15 protein-coding genes are annotated in these 17,810 nt (G+C 70.3%); 8 read left to right on the top strand and 7 right to left on the bottom strand.

Annotated elements, in window-relative coordinates:
• The first annotated feature begins 27 nt into the window (after positions 1-27).
• Positions 28-849, top strand: a complete 822-nt coding sequence (locus ABD663_RS10790) for an aldo/keto reductase (RefSeq protein ID WP_344738359.1) — start codon at positions 28-30, stop codon at positions 847-849.
• A gap of 34 nt (positions 850-883) precedes the next feature.
• Here the strand turns inward: ABD663_RS10790 and ABD663_RS10795 are convergent, their stop codons facing one another.
• Complete coding sequence (locus tag ABD663_RS10795; protein ID WP_344738361.1) at positions 884-1,522, bottom strand: DUF5701 family protein; 639 nt, start codon at positions 1,520-1,522, stop codon at positions 884-886.
• A 114-nt stretch (positions 1,523-1,636) separates the two neighbouring features.
• Here ABD663_RS10795 and ABD663_RS10800 point away from each other — a divergent pair, with 114 nt between their 5' ends.
• Complete coding sequence (locus ABD663_RS10800; RefSeq protein WP_344738363.1) at positions 1,637-2,503, top strand: alpha/beta fold hydrolase; 867 nt, start codon at positions 1,637-1,639, stop codon at positions 2,501-2,503.
• Positions 2,504-2,511: 8 nt separating this feature from the next.
• Here ABD663_RS10800 and ABD663_RS10805 read toward each other — a convergent pair whose 3' ends face one another.
• Positions 2,512-3,339, bottom strand: a complete 828-nt coding sequence (locus tag ABD663_RS10805) for a gamma-glutamyl-gamma-aminobutyrate hydrolase family protein (protein ID WP_344738365.1) — start codon at positions 3,337-3,339, stop codon at positions 2,512-2,514.
• Between the two features lie 20 nt (positions 3,340-3,359).
• Positions 3,360-3,803, bottom strand: coding sequence for a hypothetical protein (locus ABD663_RS10810; RefSeq protein ID WP_344738367.1), 444 nt, complete (start codon positions 3,801-3,803; stop codon positions 3,360-3,362).
• 175 nt (positions 3,804-3,978) lie between these two features.
• On the opposite strand from ABD663_RS10810, the gene ABD663_RS10815 reads away from it, so the two are divergent.
• From ABD663_RS10815 to ABD663_RS10825, 3 genes are all read left to right on the top strand, one after another.
• Positions 3,979-5,355, top strand: a complete 1,377-nt coding sequence (locus ABD663_RS10815; protein ID WP_344738369.1) for a threonine/serine exporter family protein — start codon at positions 3,979-3,981, stop codon at positions 5,353-5,355.
• 91 nt (positions 5,356-5,446) lie between these two features.
• Positions 5,447-6,118, top strand: coding sequence for a VOC family protein (locus ABD663_RS10820; protein ID WP_344738371.1), 672 nt, complete (start codon positions 5,447-5,449; stop codon positions 6,116-6,118).
• A 69-nt stretch (positions 6,119-6,187) separates the two neighbouring features.
• Positions 6,188-6,853: an MBL fold metallo-hydrolase gene (locus ABD663_RS10825; RefSeq protein WP_344738373.1), complete on the top strand. Its 666-nt coding sequence runs from the start codon at positions 6,188-6,190 to the stop codon at positions 6,851-6,853.
• A gap of 168 nt (positions 6,854-7,021) precedes the next feature.
• Here ABD663_RS10825 and ABD663_RS10830 read toward each other — a convergent pair whose 3' ends face one another.
• Positions 7,022-9,199: a metallophosphoesterase family protein gene (locus ABD663_RS10830; protein ID WP_344738375.1), complete on the bottom strand. Its 2,178-nt coding sequence runs from the start codon at positions 9,197-9,199 to the stop codon at positions 7,022-7,024.
• A gap of 164 nt (positions 9,200-9,363) precedes the next feature.
• Positions 9,364-11,124, bottom strand: a complete 1,761-nt coding sequence (locus ABD663_RS10835) for a tetratricopeptide repeat protein (RefSeq protein WP_344738377.1) — start codon at positions 11,122-11,124, stop codon at positions 9,364-9,366.
• A gap of 214 nt (positions 11,125-11,338) precedes the next feature.
• On the opposite strand from ABD663_RS10835, the gene ABD663_RS10840 reads away from it, so the two are divergent.
• From ABD663_RS10840 to ABD663_RS10850, 3 genes are all read left to right on the top strand, one after another.
• The gene (locus ABD663_RS10840) at positions 11,339-12,316 is read left to right on the top strand and encodes an alpha/beta hydrolase (RefSeq protein WP_344738379.1); all 978 of its coding nucleotides are present in this window, start codon (positions 11,339-11,341) and stop codon (positions 12,314-12,316) included.
• A 63-nt stretch (positions 12,317-12,379) separates the two neighbouring features.
• Positions 12,380-13,387, top strand: a complete 1,008-nt coding sequence (locus tag ABD663_RS10845; protein ID WP_344738381.1) for a helix-turn-helix domain-containing protein — start codon at positions 12,380-12,382, stop codon at positions 13,385-13,387.
• A gap of 173 nt (positions 13,388-13,560) precedes the next feature.
• The gene (locus ABD663_RS10850) at positions 13,561-13,794 is read left to right on the top strand and encodes a YkvA family protein (RefSeq protein ID WP_344738383.1); all 234 of its coding nucleotides are present in this window, start codon (positions 13,561-13,563) and stop codon (positions 13,792-13,794) included.
• Positions 13,795-13,809: 15 nt separating this feature from the next.
• Here ABD663_RS10850 and ABD663_RS10855 read toward each other — a convergent pair whose 3' ends face one another.
• Together ABD663_RS10855 and ABD663_RS10860 are read right to left on the bottom strand one after the other, a co-directional pair.
• Positions 13,810-14,940 carry a serine hydrolase domain-containing protein gene (locus ABD663_RS10855; protein WP_344738385.1) on the bottom strand — a complete coding sequence of 377 codons (1,131 nt, stop codon included), beginning with the start codon at positions 14,938-14,940 and terminating at the stop codon, positions 13,810-13,812.
• Positions 14,941-14,968: 28 nt separating this feature from the next.
• Complete coding sequence (locus ABD663_RS10860) at positions 14,969-17,728, bottom strand: AAA family ATPase (protein ID WP_344738387.1); 2,760 nt, start codon at positions 17,726-17,728, stop codon at positions 14,969-14,971.
• Positions 17,729-17,810: the final 82 nt, after the last annotated feature.

Genomic DNA, 17,810 nt, shown 5'->3' on the forward strand with positions numbered 1-17,810 from the left:
AGTGTCCAGCTATCGAATGGCCGAGGGATGCCTCAGATCGGTTTCGGCGTGTATCTCATGTCAGACGTCGCGGTCTGCGAGGCGAGCGTGAAGACGGCGCTTCAGGAGGGATACCGGCTGATCGACACGGCGATCCTGTACCGCAACGAGCGCGCCGTCGGTCGCGGCATCCGGGCGTCCGGCGTGCCCCGTGACGAGATCCTTCTCACGACGAAGATCTGGCCGAACGACTACGGATACGACAAGGCCCGCGCAGCGATCGCGGGCTGCCTGGAACGCATCGACGCCGGCTACATCGACCTGATGCTCCTGCACCAGCCCGTGGGTGACGTGCGCGGAGCCTGGAAGGCCCTCGAGGAGGCCGTCGCTGAGGGAACCGTCCGGGCCATCGGCGTCAGCAACTTCACCGCGGCGGATCTCGAGAAGCTCCTCGGCTACGCCCGCGTCGCGCCGGTCGTGAATCAGGTCGAGCTGCATCCGTACTGGCAGCAGGCCGATCTGCTTCCGACGCTCGCCAAGCACGGGATCGTGGCCGAGGCGTGGTACCCGCTCGGCCACGGGTCGAAGGCGCTCCTCGCCGAGCCCGCGATCGTTGCCGCAGCCGCCGCGCACGGGAAGTCCGCCGTCCAGGCGATCCTGCGGTGGCACGTGCAGCGCGGGTTCGTCGCGATCCCCAAATCGACGAACCCGGCTCACATCAAAGCGAACCTGGACGTGTTCGACTTCGAACTCAGCGACGCCGAGATGGACAGCATCAACGCGCTCGGCAAGTCCCATCCGATGTTCCGCATGCCACGGTGGGCGAAGGCCGCCGTCATGCCGCTCATGCGATCCCGCCCGTTGGATTGACGCTCAGGACTTTCGCGCCCACGCTGGTCCGCCATCACGGTCGAGTCGAAGCGAACCCGAGCCAGGTGTGACGGTTCCGGTTCCAGCACCATCCGACCTTCGGGGCCCCGCGGTTGGCGCGGCCGTCGCGACCGGTTCCTCCGCTGATCCAGATCGCCGGCGTGCGCGCATCCAATCCGGCCTTCTTGTGCAGACGCGACGCGATCGTCATGAAACAGTGATTCGGCTCGAGCTGCTCCGGATGCTGCAACAGCCAGGATATGCCCTCGCCGATCGTGAGCGGGCGCCGACCGTCGGCGGTGATCTTCGCCAGCGCCTCTTCGGGGCTCCAATTGCGCATGTCGTCGCCGCGTTCGACGTGCGTGATGACGTAGAGCGGTCGTGCCGGGATGTCGACGTCGGCGATGGGGGCGAATGCGTCGAGATCGACCATGTCTTCGACGACGAAGCCGCGCTTGCCCTCGTGGTCGAGCAGCGGGGCCAGTCGCGACGGAGGCACCAGCGAGTCGTGGACGACGACGATTCCTTCGGCGTCGCGATCCAGCGCCGACGCGAGAGCGCGGAACTCGTCGTCCGACAGGCTCGCCAGTGACGCGACTCCCAGGTCGATGAGACGCTCGATCTGTGCGTCGATATCGGGTGTGGAAGCCGGGGTGGCGGTGGCAGCGCTCATGGGCACCTCTCGCGAGCGGTCGAGCTGACTCAACGGCATTCTCGCGCGAACCATTCCCGCCGGCATGCCCGCGGCCCTACGATCCAGTGAGTTCGTTCCCACCGAGGAGGCGCCATGACGCAGCACACGCTCGAGTTGCCCGATGTCGACCTGGTCTACGACGTGCACGGGCCGTTGCCCCCGGCGGATGGTCGCGCGCCGCTCATGATGATCGGCCAGCCGATGGAGGCGAGCGGCTTCCAGGCTCAGGTGCGGCTGTTCGGCGACCGCACCGTCGTGACCTACGACCCGCGGGGGCTCGGGCGCAGCACGCGCAAAGACAGCGGGGTCACGAACGAGCCCGTGACCCAGGCTGAAGACGTCCACGCGATCATCGAGGCGCTCGGCGCCGGCCCCGTCGACCTGTTCGCGAGCAGCGGCGGGGCGGTGACAGCGCTCGCCCTGGTGACGGCGCACCCCGACGACGTGTCGACGCTCGTCGCGCACGAGCCGCCGATCGACTGCGTGCTGCCAGACGCGGATGCCGCCCGCAGGGCCCGCGCGGCCTACAACAAGGCGTACCAAGACAACGGCTGGGGCGCCGGCATGGCCGCGTTCATCGCCCTGATCTCGTGGGAGGGCGAGATCACAGAGGAGTTCCTCGCGCAGCCCGCGCCGGATCCCGCCGCATTCGGGCTGCCCACCGAGGACGACGGCGCGCGAGATGACCCGCTGCTGTCGGACCGCTCCTCGGCGGTGACCGACTACCAGCCCGACATCGAGGCCCTGAAGGCGTCGCCGACCCGGATCGTGATCGGCGTCGGCGAAGAGTCGATGAAGGTCTACACCGGTCGCTCCGCGATCGCGCTGGCCGACCGGCTCGGCCAGCAGGCGACGGTGTTCCCGAGCCACCACGGTGGCTTCATGGGCGGCGAGTTCGGCCAGGCCGGCCAGCCCGAGGCGTTCGCCGCGAGACTCCGCGAGGTGCTCGACCAGGTCTGACCGGCCGGCTACACCGCCTCGTCGACCAGGGTGCGAGTCTTCGTCTCGGCGGCCTCGGTCACGATCGCCGCGGCCGGTCGAGCCGCTGCGCGCGCGAAGTCGGCGAGCAGCCGCCGAAGCTGCGACGGGTCGCTGGCGACCTCTTCGGGATGCCACTGCACGCCGATCGCCCAGCGGGCATCCGGCAGCTCGATGGCCTCGACGACCCCGTCGGGCGCGACCGCACTGACGACGACCCCGTCGCCGAGACGATCGATCGCCTGGTGGTGTCCCGAGCGCACGTCATGGGCTCCGGCCCCGAGCACACCGGCGAGGCGGGTGTCGGGGTGCACGGCCACGGCGTGCGTCACCATGTCGTCGTTCGGTTCGCGGTGGATGCCGCTGCCGAGGTCTTGCACGAGCGTGCCGCCCCGCACGACGTTGAGCAGCTGGGTGCCTCGGCAGATCGTGAACAGCGGCATGTCACGCGCGATCGCCTCGCGCATCAGCGCCGCCTCGAACGCGTCGGCGGAGGCATCCGATGAGTCCATCCACGTGCCGTCGGGCGTCGCGTCGTACAGCGCCGGGTCCACGTCCGCGCCGCCGAGCACGATCACGCCGGCGGCCCGCTCGACCAACTCGCGCGTGCCGGCATCCGGCGCAGCGGCGTTCACCCAGCGCGCCTCGAGGCCCGCACGGCGCAGGAAGATCGAGGCATTCTCGGCCAGCTCGCGCAGCTCTCGCGTGAAGGCCGCGTCGTGACGCGTAGTCTCGCTCGCGTACGACACCACGACGGGGATCATGGCGTGCGCTCCAGGCTCGGTGACCGAGCCGGATGCCTCGGGAATGCCGCTCATGAGCACAGCATAAGCGTCCGTCAGACCGCCCTCTTCACCAGCGCCCGCACCCGCTTCTCGACGTCTGAGGTCACGTTGACCACGGCGAACGACGTCGCCCACATGTCGCCGTCGTCGAGCGTGGCCGCTTCGTCGAAGTTGACCGTCGGATACCGCGTGTCGAACTTCGACTTCGGCTGCACGAAGATGACGACCTTGCCGTCGGACGCATAGGCGGGGAACCCGTAGAACGTCTTGGGGTCGAGGTGCGGGGCTTCTTCCGAGACGACCCGGTGCACCATGCGGGCGACCTCGCCGTCGATGCCGTCGAGCCCCTCGATCGCGTCGACGCACGCCTCGAGCTCTCGGGCGAGCTTGGCCGCCCCCTTGAGCCCCTTCGTCGAACGCAGCTCATCGGCGCGCTGCTTCATCGCGGCCTTCTCTTCGTCCGAGAAGCCGACCCCTTCGCTCTTCTTGCCCGCCATCGTGTCGTCCTTCCTGCCGGTGCGGGTGCCGACACCCGCCGCGTTCCGTGTGCTCGCGACCACGGTACGCGGGCTCGCCGCGCGGTGCTTCTCCTTTTCTGCTCGGCATGATTCATGCGCCTGTCAACCCCGGTGGATGCGCCGAGCCGCCTGCGACAATCGGGCCATCCCGATCATGATCCCCTCCTACCTCCTCTCGATCCTCATCGCGGCCGGCGTCCTCGTCGCGGCCGCGATCATCCTGGTCGCCGTGCGGCCGCGGGCGGTCCGCGACGTCGAGGTCGACGCGCGCGCCGCGGCCATCACCGGCAGTCTGCCGATCTCACCGGACGACGAACCCGACGCGCAGGCGATCCTCGATGCCACTCAGGCGGTCGGCCAGGCGATGACCCAGGCGGGGTACTCGGTCGAGACCGTGCAGCGCGCGCTCCGCGACATCGCGCACGCGAACGGACTGGTCGAGAGTGAGGCGCTGGTCTTCCCCAACGCCGTGCTCATGTCGGCGCGCGGAGCCGGGCAGCACCAGACGGGCGCGGTCTCGAGCGATGACGGGAAACTGCTGCTGTCGCAGATCGACGAGCTGCAGCGCACGGTCGATGCCGCGCGCACCGGCGTTCTCGGACCACTCTCGGTCGTGGAGAAGATCGCACGGATCCGCGACATGAAGCCCGAATACGGGCCCGTGATCCGCGTCGTGGCCTACGGGTTCCTCAGCGGCGCGCTCTCGGTGCTGCTGGGCGCCTCCTGGAACGGCGTCGCGATCGCCGCGGGTCTGGGGCTCGTCGCGGGCGCGGCACTCATGATCAGCGAGCGGATGCCGCGTCGCTACGGCGCACTCAACACGGTCGCACTGGCCTTCTTCGTGTCGCTCGCCGTGTTCCTGCTGCTGCGCGCAGGCTTCGGTTACAGCATCCTCCCCGCCCTCGTGGCGCCCCTGGTCCTTCTGCTGCCCGGAACGCTGCTCAGTACGGCGATGCTCGAACTGACGACCGGCCACCTCATCTCGGGTGCCGGGCGTCTCGCCGGCGGCGCCACCCGCCTGCTGCTTCTGGGAGCGGGCATCCTGAGTGCTGCCGCGGTCGTCGGCGTGCCCGACATCGACTTCGACGTCGACGCCAGTCTGCTCGGGCCGATCGCGCCGTGGATCGCCGTCGCGGTGCTCGGCGTCGGCATCTCGGTGCACGCGAGCGCACCTCGGCGCGCCCTGCCGTGGATGCTGCTGGTGCTGTACGTCGCCTATGCCGCACAGGTGCTCGCCGATCAGATCGTCGGCGGCGTCATCTCGGCGTTCATCGGCGCGCTCGTCTTGACGCCGGTCACCTCGCTCGTCGCCCGTCAGCCGACCGGGCCGGCCGCGCTGGTCACCTTCACCGCCGGGTACTGGCTTCTGGTTCCCGGTGCGCTCGGCCTCATCGGTGTCACCGACCTGCTCGATCAGGACAGTGCGGCATCCGCATCGCTTCTGGCGACGCTGTCGACGATGGTCGCGATCGCGCTCGGCGTGCTCGCCGGCTCGGCGATCTCGAACCGGCTCGGTCGGCCGGCGCTGTAGAGCCCCCACCGCCGACCCGGGCCGATGTCGGGCGCCGTCGGTACGCTCGCCGAAGGCGGCACGGCCCTATGGTGACGTCGAGGGGGCACGCATGGACGAATCGGCCGACACGACGGGCTGGATCACGGCGGCGGAGTTCCATCGAGCGCCCGGGGTGTCGGACTGGCGCGTGACGGGCACCGGACCGCAGGCCGTGTTCGCTGCGAACTCATTCGCGGACGCAGCAGAACTCGTCGCTCCCGTCGTGACCGCGGCCGATCGCTTCGCCGTCGAGCCCGACGTCGACGTCCGCGCCGAGGGTGTGGTCGTGCGCGTGCCGCTGCGCACGTTCGACGGCATCCCGGCGGCCGCTCCTCGGTTCGCCGCCGCTGTATCGCATGCGGCCGCTCTGCTCGGCCTTCGCGCCGACCCGACACGTGCGCAGTCGGTCGGCGTCTACGTCGCCCAGCACTCGGAAGCCGACGTACGACCGTTCTTCCTCGCCGCGCTCGGCTACGAACCGCTCGGCGAGACGGATGCCGTCGATCCGCTGCGGTGCGGACCTCAGCTCGCGTTCAACCCCATCACCGGCGACGCGGCCCGACGCGGTCGCACGCACTTCGACGTCTTCGTACCGGCCGATCAGGCTCGGGCGCGAGTGGATGCCGCGCTCGCGGCGGGCGGTCGACTGGTCAGCGACGCGCACGCACCCGCCTTCTGGTCGCTCGCGTCGCCCGACAACCACGGTGTCGACATCGCGGCGTGGACCGACACCGCCGATTGAAGGCCGCCCTTGTCGACGGTCGGCCGGCTGGGCAGACTGACGTCAGCGACGCGAGGAGACGGTCGAAGCATGCTGGTCGAGGTTGCGTCACGGGTGCTGGTCGCGACGAGCCGCATCATGTCCACGACGTCGACGGCGATCCTCGGCGACGACCGTGCGCTGCTCGTCGATCCCGCGTGGATGCCCGACGAGCTCGGCGCGCTCGCCACCGAGCTGCGGCAACGCCGGCTGGAGGTGATCGGAGGCTTCGCCACCCACGCGCACCACGACCACCTGCTGTGGCACCCGGGCTTCGGCGACGCTCCCCGATGGGCGTCCGACACGACCGCCGCGCTCGCGGTCGAGGAGCGCGAGGCGCTGGTCGACGAGCTCGGGGCGGAGGTTCCCGCCGAACTGGTCGACCTCACGGGCCGGGTGGCCGGCTGCGGAGATGCCATCCCCGACGAATCCCTGCCTGCCGGAGTGGAGGCGACGCTTATCGTGCACGACGGCCACGCTCCCGGACACACCGCGGTCTGGTTGACCGACCAGCGTGTGCTCATCGCCGGCGACATGCTCAGCGACATCGAGCTGCCGTTGCCGTTCGATCCCGACGACCTGCCCGCCTACCTCAGTGCGCTGGATGCGCTCGCGCCGTTCGCGGCTCAGGCATCCGTCGTCATCCCCGGCCACGGGACGGTCGGCTCCGACGCCTCGAGCGGGTCGACCGTGACCGGCGATACCTCGACGACATGATCCGCACCGGAGCCTCCGACGACCCACGCATCCGCAATGCCGGCATGGCCGCGGAGCACGCTCGCGTCGCCGACTTGGCGGCCGCTCTGCGCGACGCGGGCGGGTGACGCCACGGCCGACGTAGTGACGGAGGAGGCGGAAGCCGCCCCCTCCGTCACGCGGTGCGCGTCAGCGGCCGCAGGTGATGCCGTCGAACGGCACCGTCTCGATCTCGGTGATCGTCTCGCCGTCGACCGTCGCGCTGGCCACGACCGTCAGTTCGCCCGCGGTCGCACCCTCGCGCGTCACGATGTTCGCCGACTTCGAGGCGCCGGGCTTGACCGACGCAACGCGCGCGTCGCCGTAGACCGACTCGATCTCGGCCGACACGCGAACGTCGAACGTGTTCGCGACCTCGACCGTCAGGCGCGTGTTCGGACCGGCGCAGACCGCGTCGATCGACACGTCGACGAGGTCGGGCTCGGGCTCACCGAGCGAGAACCGGTCGATGATCCAGGGATCGACGTCAGGCGTGCGCACGTCGTACGCGTACGAGACGAGTTCGTTCGCACCCGTGTCGAGCATGGCGAACACCGCGAGGTCGTTCGACTGGACGAACGGCTGCGGCGTGCCATCGGCGGCGAGGAACGGCGAGACGTTCGGCACGATCGCCTCGAGCCCACCGGGGTTGCCCTGGGCGAGATAGTTCGAGGCATCCCACGGCGCCGGCGGGATCGGCCGCGAACGCCCGCTCAGCGGGTGGTACGCGCCATAGCTGTTGCCGGTGTTCGACGTCTCGAGGTAGTTGACGCCGTTCTCGGACTCGAACCGGTTCCACAGGTGCGAGTGGCCGTTGTGGACGAGATCGACGCCCGCCTCTTCCAGGAGCGGCGACAGGTCGCCGAGCAGCATGTTGTCCTCGGCCGGGTACTCGTAGCGCACGCCGATCACGTTGCCCGCGGCATCGGTCTCTTCGATGCGCACGGGGTTCGCGAAGTGCGGCATGACGTTGTCGCCGAGGCCCTGCGGCCCCTCGTGCAGCATCACGATCTGGAAGCGAGCATCCTGGAACTCGTCGCTCGCCAGCTCGTCCTTCAGCCACTCGTACTGGGGAGTGCCCGCTTCGAGCGACTCGAACACGAATTCGCCGTATCCCTGTTCGAGCGGAGCATCGAGGGTGCGGGCGGCCTCCTGGTAGCGGGTGTTGACGGTGCGGACGGCGGGGTCGGCCTGCGCCCCCGTGCCGCGCCAGATGCGGGTGGAATACAGCGAGACGAGGCGGATGTCGCCGAACGTCACCGCGTAGTACGTCTCGCCGCCGGGCGAGTCGTCGGGCAGCGTGAACATCTCCTCGTAGGTGGTGGTGCTGAACGAGTTGTCCTCGATCCACTGCGCCTTGACCGCGGCGCTCCCGGTCGGGTTCACCTGCGCGGCGACCAGCTCGTACTGCGCTTCGGCGACCTCGACGGGCACGGGGGCGCCGAACGACGAGCCGATCGAGGTCACGCCGTCGACGCGACCCTGCACTTCGTGGTTGCCCACCGCCGGGAACAGCGGCGCGTTCTGCACGATCTCTCCGCCGACGTACTCCTGCACGCCGTTGTTGTCGACACGGCCGCCGTTGCCCTGGAGCGCTGCGAAGAACGAGCTGCCACGCGTGTCGTCGAACCACTCCGACGCGCGGTCGGGGTGGTTGACCAGGTCGCCGGCGAGGAACACGGCGTCGATGTCGCCGATGGTCTCGGCGGCCTTCTGCAGATTCGCGGGAGTGTTCGCCATCGCCTGGTGGTCGCTGGTGATGAGCACGCGCACGTCGTCGCCGAGCCGCGGCGTCGGAGCCAGCGAGAACGTGCCCGACACGGCGGTACCCTCTCCGTCGATCGACACGACGCGGTACGGCGTACGCGTGCCCGCGGTGAGGCCGCTCACGGTCGACTCGTGGCGCCAGACGTCGCGCGCGACGATGCCGTCGGCCGCAGCGGGGCGCTCTGCGTCGGGGATGCGCGAGGACGCGTCCTCGGCCAGCCGCGAGAATTGCGTCGTCTCGGCGACGAACACGCTGACGCCACGGAACTTCTTGCCGGATGCCGCTGCGCGCGCCTCGTCGACGGTCAGCTCGGCCACGGCCTCGCCCACGAGAGCGACGTTCTTCGAGCCGGCGTACTCGGTCGTCCAGACCACCCGGACCCCATCGGCGGTGGGGAGCTGGAGGAAGGGGTCGGACAGCAGGGGGAGGTCACCGACGGCGTCGGTGACCGACGTCGTCACCGGCTCGGCGGCGACGGCGGGCGCGAGCGGCAAGGCCAGCGCGGTGCAGAGTACGGCGCCCAGGGCGGCCGTGGTGGCTCGCGATCGGCGTCTGCTCATGGGGGGAATCCTCTCGTCGGCGCACGGCGGCGGGTCCGCCGTGCAGTCGGGGTGGGTTTCCGACGCTAGGAGGGGCGGACGACCGGCCTGCCGGTGGAGGGTGAACGCGCTGGGGAAGTCCGCGTGAACGTCCGGTGACCACGGGGCGCGCCGGGCGCGACGGCTCAGCCGAGGTGCGGTTCGTGACCGTTGTGGTGGTGCCCGTGGTGGTGGGCGTCGTGACCGTGGTGGTGCTGATGCGCGGTGCGGTCTTCGCCGACCTCCAGCCGGCAGAAGCACGAGGCCTCGATCTCGACGTCGGCCAATGCCCGCGCGAGGGTCAGCTGCCGCTCGATGATGCGCGATTCGTCGTGACGACCGAGCGCGCAAAGGCTCTCGTGGTAGCCGTGCAGGGCCCAGACGTTGCCGGGATGCTGCAGCGCCCGCGGCAGCTCGTCCGAAATGCCCAGGTCCGCCTCGTACACGCGGGCGGCCTCGCCGATACGGCCCTGCTCGAGCAGCAGCGCACCGTAGGCATGCCGTGTCGGCTGCATCCAACCCCACGGCTCGTCGTAGGGCAGATCGTCGTCGAGGTCGATCGCACGGCGCAGCTCGCCGAAGGCGTCATCGATGTCACCCTTGCGGTAGGCGATCTCGCCCGCCTGCATGGCGTCGGCGACCTCGAGTATGTCGCGGCAGGTGTTGTTGAAGAGCATGCGCGTCTCGGGCACGGCGGACTTCGCCGTCAGGAAGGATGCGCGCTCGCGGTCGGCGTCCTCGATCAGCCCGAGCGCAGCGGCGGCCACGCCCCTGGCGTAGCGGATCATCGCGGTGGTCGTCGCGTAGAGCGTGGCATCCTCCGGAAGCTCCAGCGCCAGGATGTCGTGCCACCGACCGAACCGGATGAGCACATGCACCCGCATCGCGAGGAAGCCCTCGAGCCAGTCCGCCATCGGGGGCGACTCCACGCGGAGCAGGTCGTCGGGGATCGCGCGCTCCAACGCGTCTGCGGCCTCGAGCGCGACCTGCGACTGTCCGAGGAACATCGCGCCGTAGATGCGGAAGTGGTGGTCGTGCGCACGGTAGAGCGTGTAGAAGTTCATCGCCCCGCGACGCGCGACGAAGCGATCGTCCGCGCGGATCGCCTCGGTGTTGCCCTCGACCACGCGGCGGTAGTCGCCGCACAGCACGTCGAGGTGCGTGGGCATGTGCTGCAGATGACCGGCGTCGGGCACGAGTCCGCGCAGGCGGTCGGCCACGACGAGAGCCTCCTCCGGCACCGAGGACATCTCCATGAGGTGGATATAGAGGTGCAGGACTCCGGGATGCTCCGTGCCTCCCGGCAGCGAGAGCGCGCGGTCGAGGACCTGACGGGCGTCGAGGGCCCTCGAGCCGGGAGCAGGCTCACCCGTGCGCAGATCCCACAGCTCCCACGGTGTGAGGTTCATGAGCGCATCGGCATACAGTGTCGCGACGTCCAGGTCGTCCGGACACTGCGCGTAGACCTCGGCCATCGCCTCGGCGTAGGGCGGGTTCCAGATCGCGCAATCCTCGGCCGGCACATCCTGCGGATACCGGTGCCGCAGGGCGCGCACGAGCGACGCTTCGATGGGGTCGATGTCGACGACACCCGGTGCCTCGATCAGACCCAGCGCGGTGTCGACGGCCTCGTGCGTGAGATGCACGACATCGCCGAGTTCGTCGGGATCGAACGCCTCCCACGGCTTGTTGTAGTTCGGACCGAGCGTGTACGCGAGGCCCCAATACGCCATCACGCAGCCGGGGTCGGCCTCGATCGCGGCACGGAAGCACGCGGCCGCCTCTTCGTGGTTGAACCCGTAGGTCCAATTCAGCCCGCGGTCGAACCAGAGTTGGGCGGTCTCGGATGCGGTGCCCACCGGTCGTCGATGCGCGCCCAGGTCGAAGTACTCCTGTGCGGAGTCCATACGCCGATCATGGCATCGTCGGGCGCAGGGCGCCACGGCTCGGACCGCCGCAGTCCCGTAGTGTGACGGCACGTGCGACGCCCTGCGAACCGATCCGCCGGTTGGCGGATCTCGAGCCGCGAATGCGCCGCACGCGTCGGTCGCGGCAACCCGGCGTACGGCGAAGGATCGATGCACGCCGCACGGAAGCGGCATCCCGACCAAAGGAGGTCACATGTCCACCCCCGCAGTCACGACCCCGCCCGCACCGCCGTTCGACGCCGAACTCGGTGCCGCGCTCGAACTGATCTCAGCGACGATGCCGTCGAGCATCACCCCCGAGATGATCCCGGCGATGCGCGAGACGCCCTTGGACCTCGGTCTCGACGAGCAGATGGGCGCGATCGGGGCCGTGCGTGAAGACCGCACTATCCCCGGCTACGACGGCGCCGAGATTCTGATCTCGATCTTCCGGCATCCTGACAACACCGGAGTCGGCCCCGGCATCTATCACACGCACGGCGGCGGCATGATCGTCGGCGACCAGCTCGCCGGGGTCGGCATGTTCCTGCCCTATCTCGTGAGTCATGGTGCGGTGATCGTGTCGGTCGACTACCGTCTCGCGCCAGAGTTCCCCGACCCGGTGCCCGTCGAGGACTGCTACGCCGGGCTCGTCTGGACCGCCGAGAACGCTGCCGAACTCGGCATCGATCCCGAGCGGATGATCATCGCCGGCGGCAGTGCCGGGGGCGGCCTCGCCGCCGGAACGACGTTGCTCGCGCGCGACCGCCAGGGGCCGAAGCTCCACGCGGCTGCGCTGATCTGCCCCATGATCGATGACCGCAACGACTCGATCTCCGCTCGCCAGATCGACGGGTGCGGTGTGTGGGATCGCACGGCCAACGAGACCGGTTGGACGGCCCTTCTCGGTGACCGCCGTGGCACTGAGCACGTGTCGATCTACGCCGCACCGGCCCGCGCCGAGGACCTCTCGGGGCTGCCTCCGCTGTTCATCGACGTCGGCAGCGCCGAAGTGTTCCGCGACGAGGACGTCGCGTTCGCCTCGCGGGTATGGGCGGCGGGCGGCACGGCCGAACTGCACGTGTGGGCGGGTGGCTTCCACGGATTCGACATCATGGCGCCTCACGCCCGCGTCAGCCAGGTGGCGAACGACGTCCGCAACCGCTGGCTCGCGCGCATGCTCGACGCCTGATCGCCCTGCGTGTGCGTCCCGCTCGTCCTAGGGTGGGACGCACACGGTGTCAGGGGAGACCCGATGAAAGAACTCGTGGGACGCCTGAGTGCACTCGACCCCGAAGCGAGTGAGACGCTCAAGGTGATCGCCTACTTCGATCGTCTCGTCGACGGTCGTGTCAGCGCGGACGTGATGCTGCGCGGCGCGGCGGTCCTCTCGGGCGCGCCCATCGGATACCGCAAGGGGTCGGATGCCGCAGGCCGCCGATTCGGCTCGCAGGGCGAGGACCTTCACCCGGGACCGTCCGACGACTGGGCCTTCGCGACAACGGGAGCCGGCGACGTCGTGTGGCTCGAGCGCGAGGGCCCGGAGCACGCGAACGACGCGATGGTGCTCGAGCGCCTGGCCATCGGGCTGTCGATCCTCTCCACCCGGGTCGACACCTCGGCCCCCTCCCGCCGGGCGGTCGAGGTGCTGGTGTCGGGCGACACGTCGGACGCCGAGCGCGACGAGGCCGCGCATCGGCTGTCGTTGGCGGCTCACGCGGGCGTGTACGCGCTGGCGGTTCCGGTGACGGCGCCCGTGAGGGCGCCGGCGGCTTCGGCGATCGTGACCTCGCGGTTCGGGACGGTGCGCGCGGTGTTGAGCAGGGAGCCCGTCCGCGGGACTGCGCCGTGCGGCATCGGCACAGTCGCGCGGTCTCCCGCGGATGTTCATGCGTCGTGGCGTTCGGCGCTCGTCGCCCTGCGCCTCGCCCATGCCGGCTGCACGGTGGTCGACGCGGCGGAGCTCGGACCCCTGCTCGTCCTCGCCGAGATCGAGGACGAGCGGGCCGAACCGCACCCCGACGTCGCGGTCGTGGAGACGCTCGCCGCGGGTCACTGGACCCTCCCCCTTCTGCGGGCGCTCGCCGACGGCGAGAGCCAGCGCAGCCTCGCAGCGCGGGCGGGAGTTCACCATTCGACCCTGGGCGCACGTCTGCAAGATCTGCCGGGATCCCTCGGCTTCGACCCGCTCACACCGTCGGGCCGTACCCGCCTCGATGTCGCCCTGATGCTCCACCGCCTCGCGACGACCCGGTTCGACTGACGATGCCCGGCGGGTCTGCAGGCCGGGTGCGTCGCGTCACCGCGCCCGCACGGCTTGTCAGGGCGCTGCACGAGCCCTGACGCGCGTCGCGCAGGCTGGCGGATATCTGCGACAACCTGGGGATCCGCCGGAAACGAGGGCTGATCGGCGGATCGTCGCGCACACTGGGATGCATGTGGTTGAACTTCCTCAAGGCGGTCAAGAACCGTGAGCACCGCGTGGCGCCGACCACGTGGGTCGCTGCGATCGCCGCTGTGGTCTACACCGTGGCCCCCATCGACCTCATCCCCGAACTCGTGCTCGGTCCCCTCGGCTTCGTCGACGACCTCGGCGTCTGGACGGTCTTCGCCGTGCTGTTCACCCGCGAGATGAGCCGCTGGGCGCGCACTCGACCCGCAGCGGCCTGACTCCCGCGCAGCACCTCACCCGGGCGAGACCTGCTGGAAGGAAGCCAGCAGGGGCATCGTCCGCTCGCCGAGTTCGACCTGCGTGAGCAGAACGGCCGCGGTACCGTCCGGATCGACCCGGAAGTCGGTGCCGAGACCTCCGGACCAGCCCCAGCGCCCCGCGTGGGCGCCGTTCGTCTGCACGCCGACACCGAACCCCCACCCCATTCCCTCCCAGAATCCGGGAAAGAAGCTGTCGGGTGTCTTCGCCGCGGCCGGAACCTGATCGGTGGTCATCATCCTGACGTGTTCGGGTGTCAGCATCCTCACTCCGTCGGTCTCGCCGCCGCGCGCCAGCATTCGCAGGAGGCGCAGGTAGTCGGCGGCGGTCGAGACGAGCTCGGCATGGCTGACGTCGAACGGCGGATCACCCACGTAGAAACCGCCGACGGCCGGTTCCGTCTCGACCATGCCGTCGGCGGAATGCGAATAGGCGGCAGGAAGTCGATCCGCGCGGTCGGGGGGCACCGTGAAGTCCGTGTCGATCATGCCGAGAGGCTCGAACAGCTCCTCGCGCAGGTGCCGGCCGAGGGGCATGCCGGTGATGCGTGAGAGCAGAATGCCGAGGATCCCGAACGACTGGTGGTACCGCCAGCCGTCGCCGGGCTGGAAGGCGAGCGGAAGCTCGGCGAGCCGTGCAAGCCATTCGTCGGCCCCGAGTGAGACGGGCTCGGGGCCGGCATAGGTTCCGTTCGCCTGCATCGCGTGCATCAGGGGGGACTCGACCACCATCCCGTAGCCGCTCATGTTGGTGAGCAGGTGGCGCACAGTGATCGGGCGGACCGCCGGCACCGTGTCGGCGAGATCGGCGTCGGGCGTGATCAGCACCCGCCGGTCGGCGAGCTCCGGCAGCCACCGCTCGACGGGGTCGTCGAGACGCAATCGCTTCGCTTCGACGAGGCGTAGGGTCGCCACCGCGGTGACCGCCTTCGTCATGGACTGGATGCGGAAGATCGCGTCGGGGCGCATCGGCGGCCCACCGACCCACGCCGCGCCCACGGCGACGAACTCGGGGTCGGCATCGGGGCGCCCGACCGCCGCGACAGCGCCCGGGATCATGCCGTCGTCGACGGCGCGTGTCAGGAGTTCTTCGAGGGGGGTGCTCACGGGGCGATTGTGGCATGTGGCCGGGACATCAGGCGTCGTCTGCGAGCCGGTCGGCGAGCTGGCGGCGCGACGCCACTCCGAGCTTCCGGAACACCTTGCGCAGGTGATAGTCGACCGTGTTCGCACTGATGAACAGTGTCGCCCCGATCTCGGCGTTGGTCGCGCCGGCCGCCGCCAGGCGCGCGACCTCGGTCTCCTGCGCGGTGAGAAGCGGCTCGCTGACGGCACCCTGAACGGCTGTGGCACCGGCCGCGAGCAGCTCGCGCCGAGCGCGCTCGGCGAAGGCGGTCGCACCCTGCAACTCGAACGTGTCGAGCGCACTCCGCAGCTCGATCCGCGCGTCGCTGCGGCGCCGCTGACGTCGCAGCCACTCGCCATGAAGCAGCCGGGTGCGCGCGGCATCCCCCCGGTGCCCCGGAGTGTCGAGCAGCCTCACCGACTCGACATAATGGGCCTCGGCGCCGCTGTCGTCGGCGAGCAGGGCGCGGGCACGTTCGAGGTGACCGAGCGCGGCGGGTGACCCGCTCGTCTCGGCGAACTGCGAGATCTGGTCGGTGGCCGCACGCGCCGCGGCGAGGTTGCCGCTGCGCGCCGCCGCTTCGACGTAATCGGCACGGTAGAAAAAGCCGGCCTGCATGAAGGGATGACGCACGAGCGGGGTGAGGCGCTCGAACGCCTGAGCGTACTCGCCGGCGGCGATCTCCTGGATCGCGATGGCGGCGTGCGCCATCCGCGCGATGCCTCCCCAGCCGGCTTCGTTGATCGCGTGCGTCACCTGCTCGACGATCGGCAGCGGAACACCCTGCCAGGCCATGAGGGCGGCATTGACCGCCTGGTCGTCGACCGAACCGAGCGCCCGACGCAGCTCCTGCGACTGATCGATGTACGTGGCCGCGAGCGCCGGGTTCGTGCGCGACAGCTCGACGGCGCTGAGGGTCCACAACGCACCATCGGCCTCACGCAGCGCGCCGATGCGTCGGCCGACGTCGGCGACGCGGCGCAGCAGGCGGGATGCCGCATCCCAGTCCCACAGCGCGATACTCGGCACCGTGACCGAGAAGGCGAACTCGAGTACCTGCTCGTCGCCGAGGGTCTCCAGCGCGGCCAGTGCCGCGCGCAACGACGGAACCGCATCGGGGTACGGATCGAGGATGAACGCGCTGACGCCATGCAGCACGAGCGACGCCGGATCGTCGGCCGACGGAAGCGAGCGGATCGCCCGGGCCAGGTCGCCGATCTCGGCATCCGTCGCCCGGTCCTCGGTCACGGTGGCGTTGTTGACAGCGAGCAGCAGTGCGCGCCGCGCCACCTCGGGGGCCGAGTCGCGCAGCAACGCGGCTGCTTGCAGCAGCATCGAGAGCCCGCCGCGCAGGATCGTCGGATCGGCGAGGTACAGGCCGCACATCGCCTCGACGATGAGGCGCCGACCGCGGCCGACCGCACCGAGCACGTCGACCTCGGCGTTCGCGACCAATCGCAGCGCAAGGGTTCCGGCCCCGGCGCTGAGTGCCGCCTCGGCGGCGGCGAGGGCGCGCTCACTGCGCAGCCTGCGGTCGGGCGTGAGTTCAGCGGCACGGGCCATCAGATGCGCGCGCGAGAGGACGCCGCCACGGGATGCGGCCAGATCGGCGGCCGCGGCGACCTCATCGGCGACCTGAGGATCGAGGCCGTCGACAGCCGCCGCCGCGTGCCACGCCGCGAGCTCGATCCGGTCGTTTTCGCGCGCGTGCAGGCTGAGCGCACGGTGGGCGCGACGGCGCTCGTCAGAGCCGGCGGCCGCATAGACGGCCGACCGGATCAGTGGATGCCGGAACGTGACCTGGTCCCTCACGGTCACGAAGTCGATGGCCTCGGCCGGCCGGTACGAGGCGGGGTCGACGCCGACCTCGGCAGCGGCATGGCCCACGGCCTCGAGGTCGCCGGTCGACTCGGTCGCCGCCAGGAGCAGCCAGGCGCGCGTCTGCTCGGGCAGCTCCGACAGCCGTGCGGAGTAGATCTGGTCCAGGCGGCGGCCAATCGGAACCGGGGAGTGCGCCAGTGCCGACGCGGTGAGCTCGTCCGCCGACCACTCTGCGGCGAGCTCTCGCAGGGCGAGCGGGTTGCCGCCGGTGTACTGGACGTAGTCGGCCGCGATCGTCGGGTCGAGCTCGCCGTCGACCGCACCGCGCAGCAGCACGGCGGCGTCCTCGCCGTCGAGCCCTCCGAGCTCGAGCCGGGGCACACCCGCCAGCAGTCTCGCGACCCGCTCGTCCGGTCGACTGGCGACCACGACGCACGCCGACTCGGCCGACAGCCGCCGCGCGACGAAGCCGATGACCAGCAGCGACTCGGCGTCGACCTGCTGGGCATCGTCGACGATGCAGACCGTCGGCTTGTCGTCTGCGGCACGTGCGAGCACCGAGAGCGTGCCGAGCCCGACGAGCGGGGTCTGCGGCGGGTTGCCGTCGTCGAGCCCTACCGCGACCCGAAGCGCCGCCCGCTGTGTCTCGGGGATGTCTTCCGCGTATCCCGAGAGCGCGCGGCCGAGACGCTGCAGCGCGCCATACGGGATCGCGGCCTCGACATCGACGCCCTGCGCGCGGATCACCCGCAGCCAACTCTGGTCGGCCAGTGCCTCGTCGATCAATGTGGTCTTGCCGATCCCCGGGTCGCCTTCGACGAGGAGGGCGCCGCCCACGCCGTTGCGGGCACCCGAGAAGAGCGCGCGGAGGCGATCGAGTTCCGCGGCGCGCCCCAGCATCCGGGTGTCGTCGATGCGATCACGGTACTGCTGCGCGCCGATCCGCAACAGAGCCGCCTCTGCGCGCCTCCACGTGGTCGCGGGAACGCGCGGCGGACTACGAGCTTCACGTGGTGCGCGACCCGCGGGG

The organism is Microbacterium awajiense (assembly GCF_039536545.1).
Lineage (GTDB): Bacteria > Actinomycetota > Actinomycetes > Actinomycetales > Microbacteriaceae > Microbacterium > Microbacterium awajiense.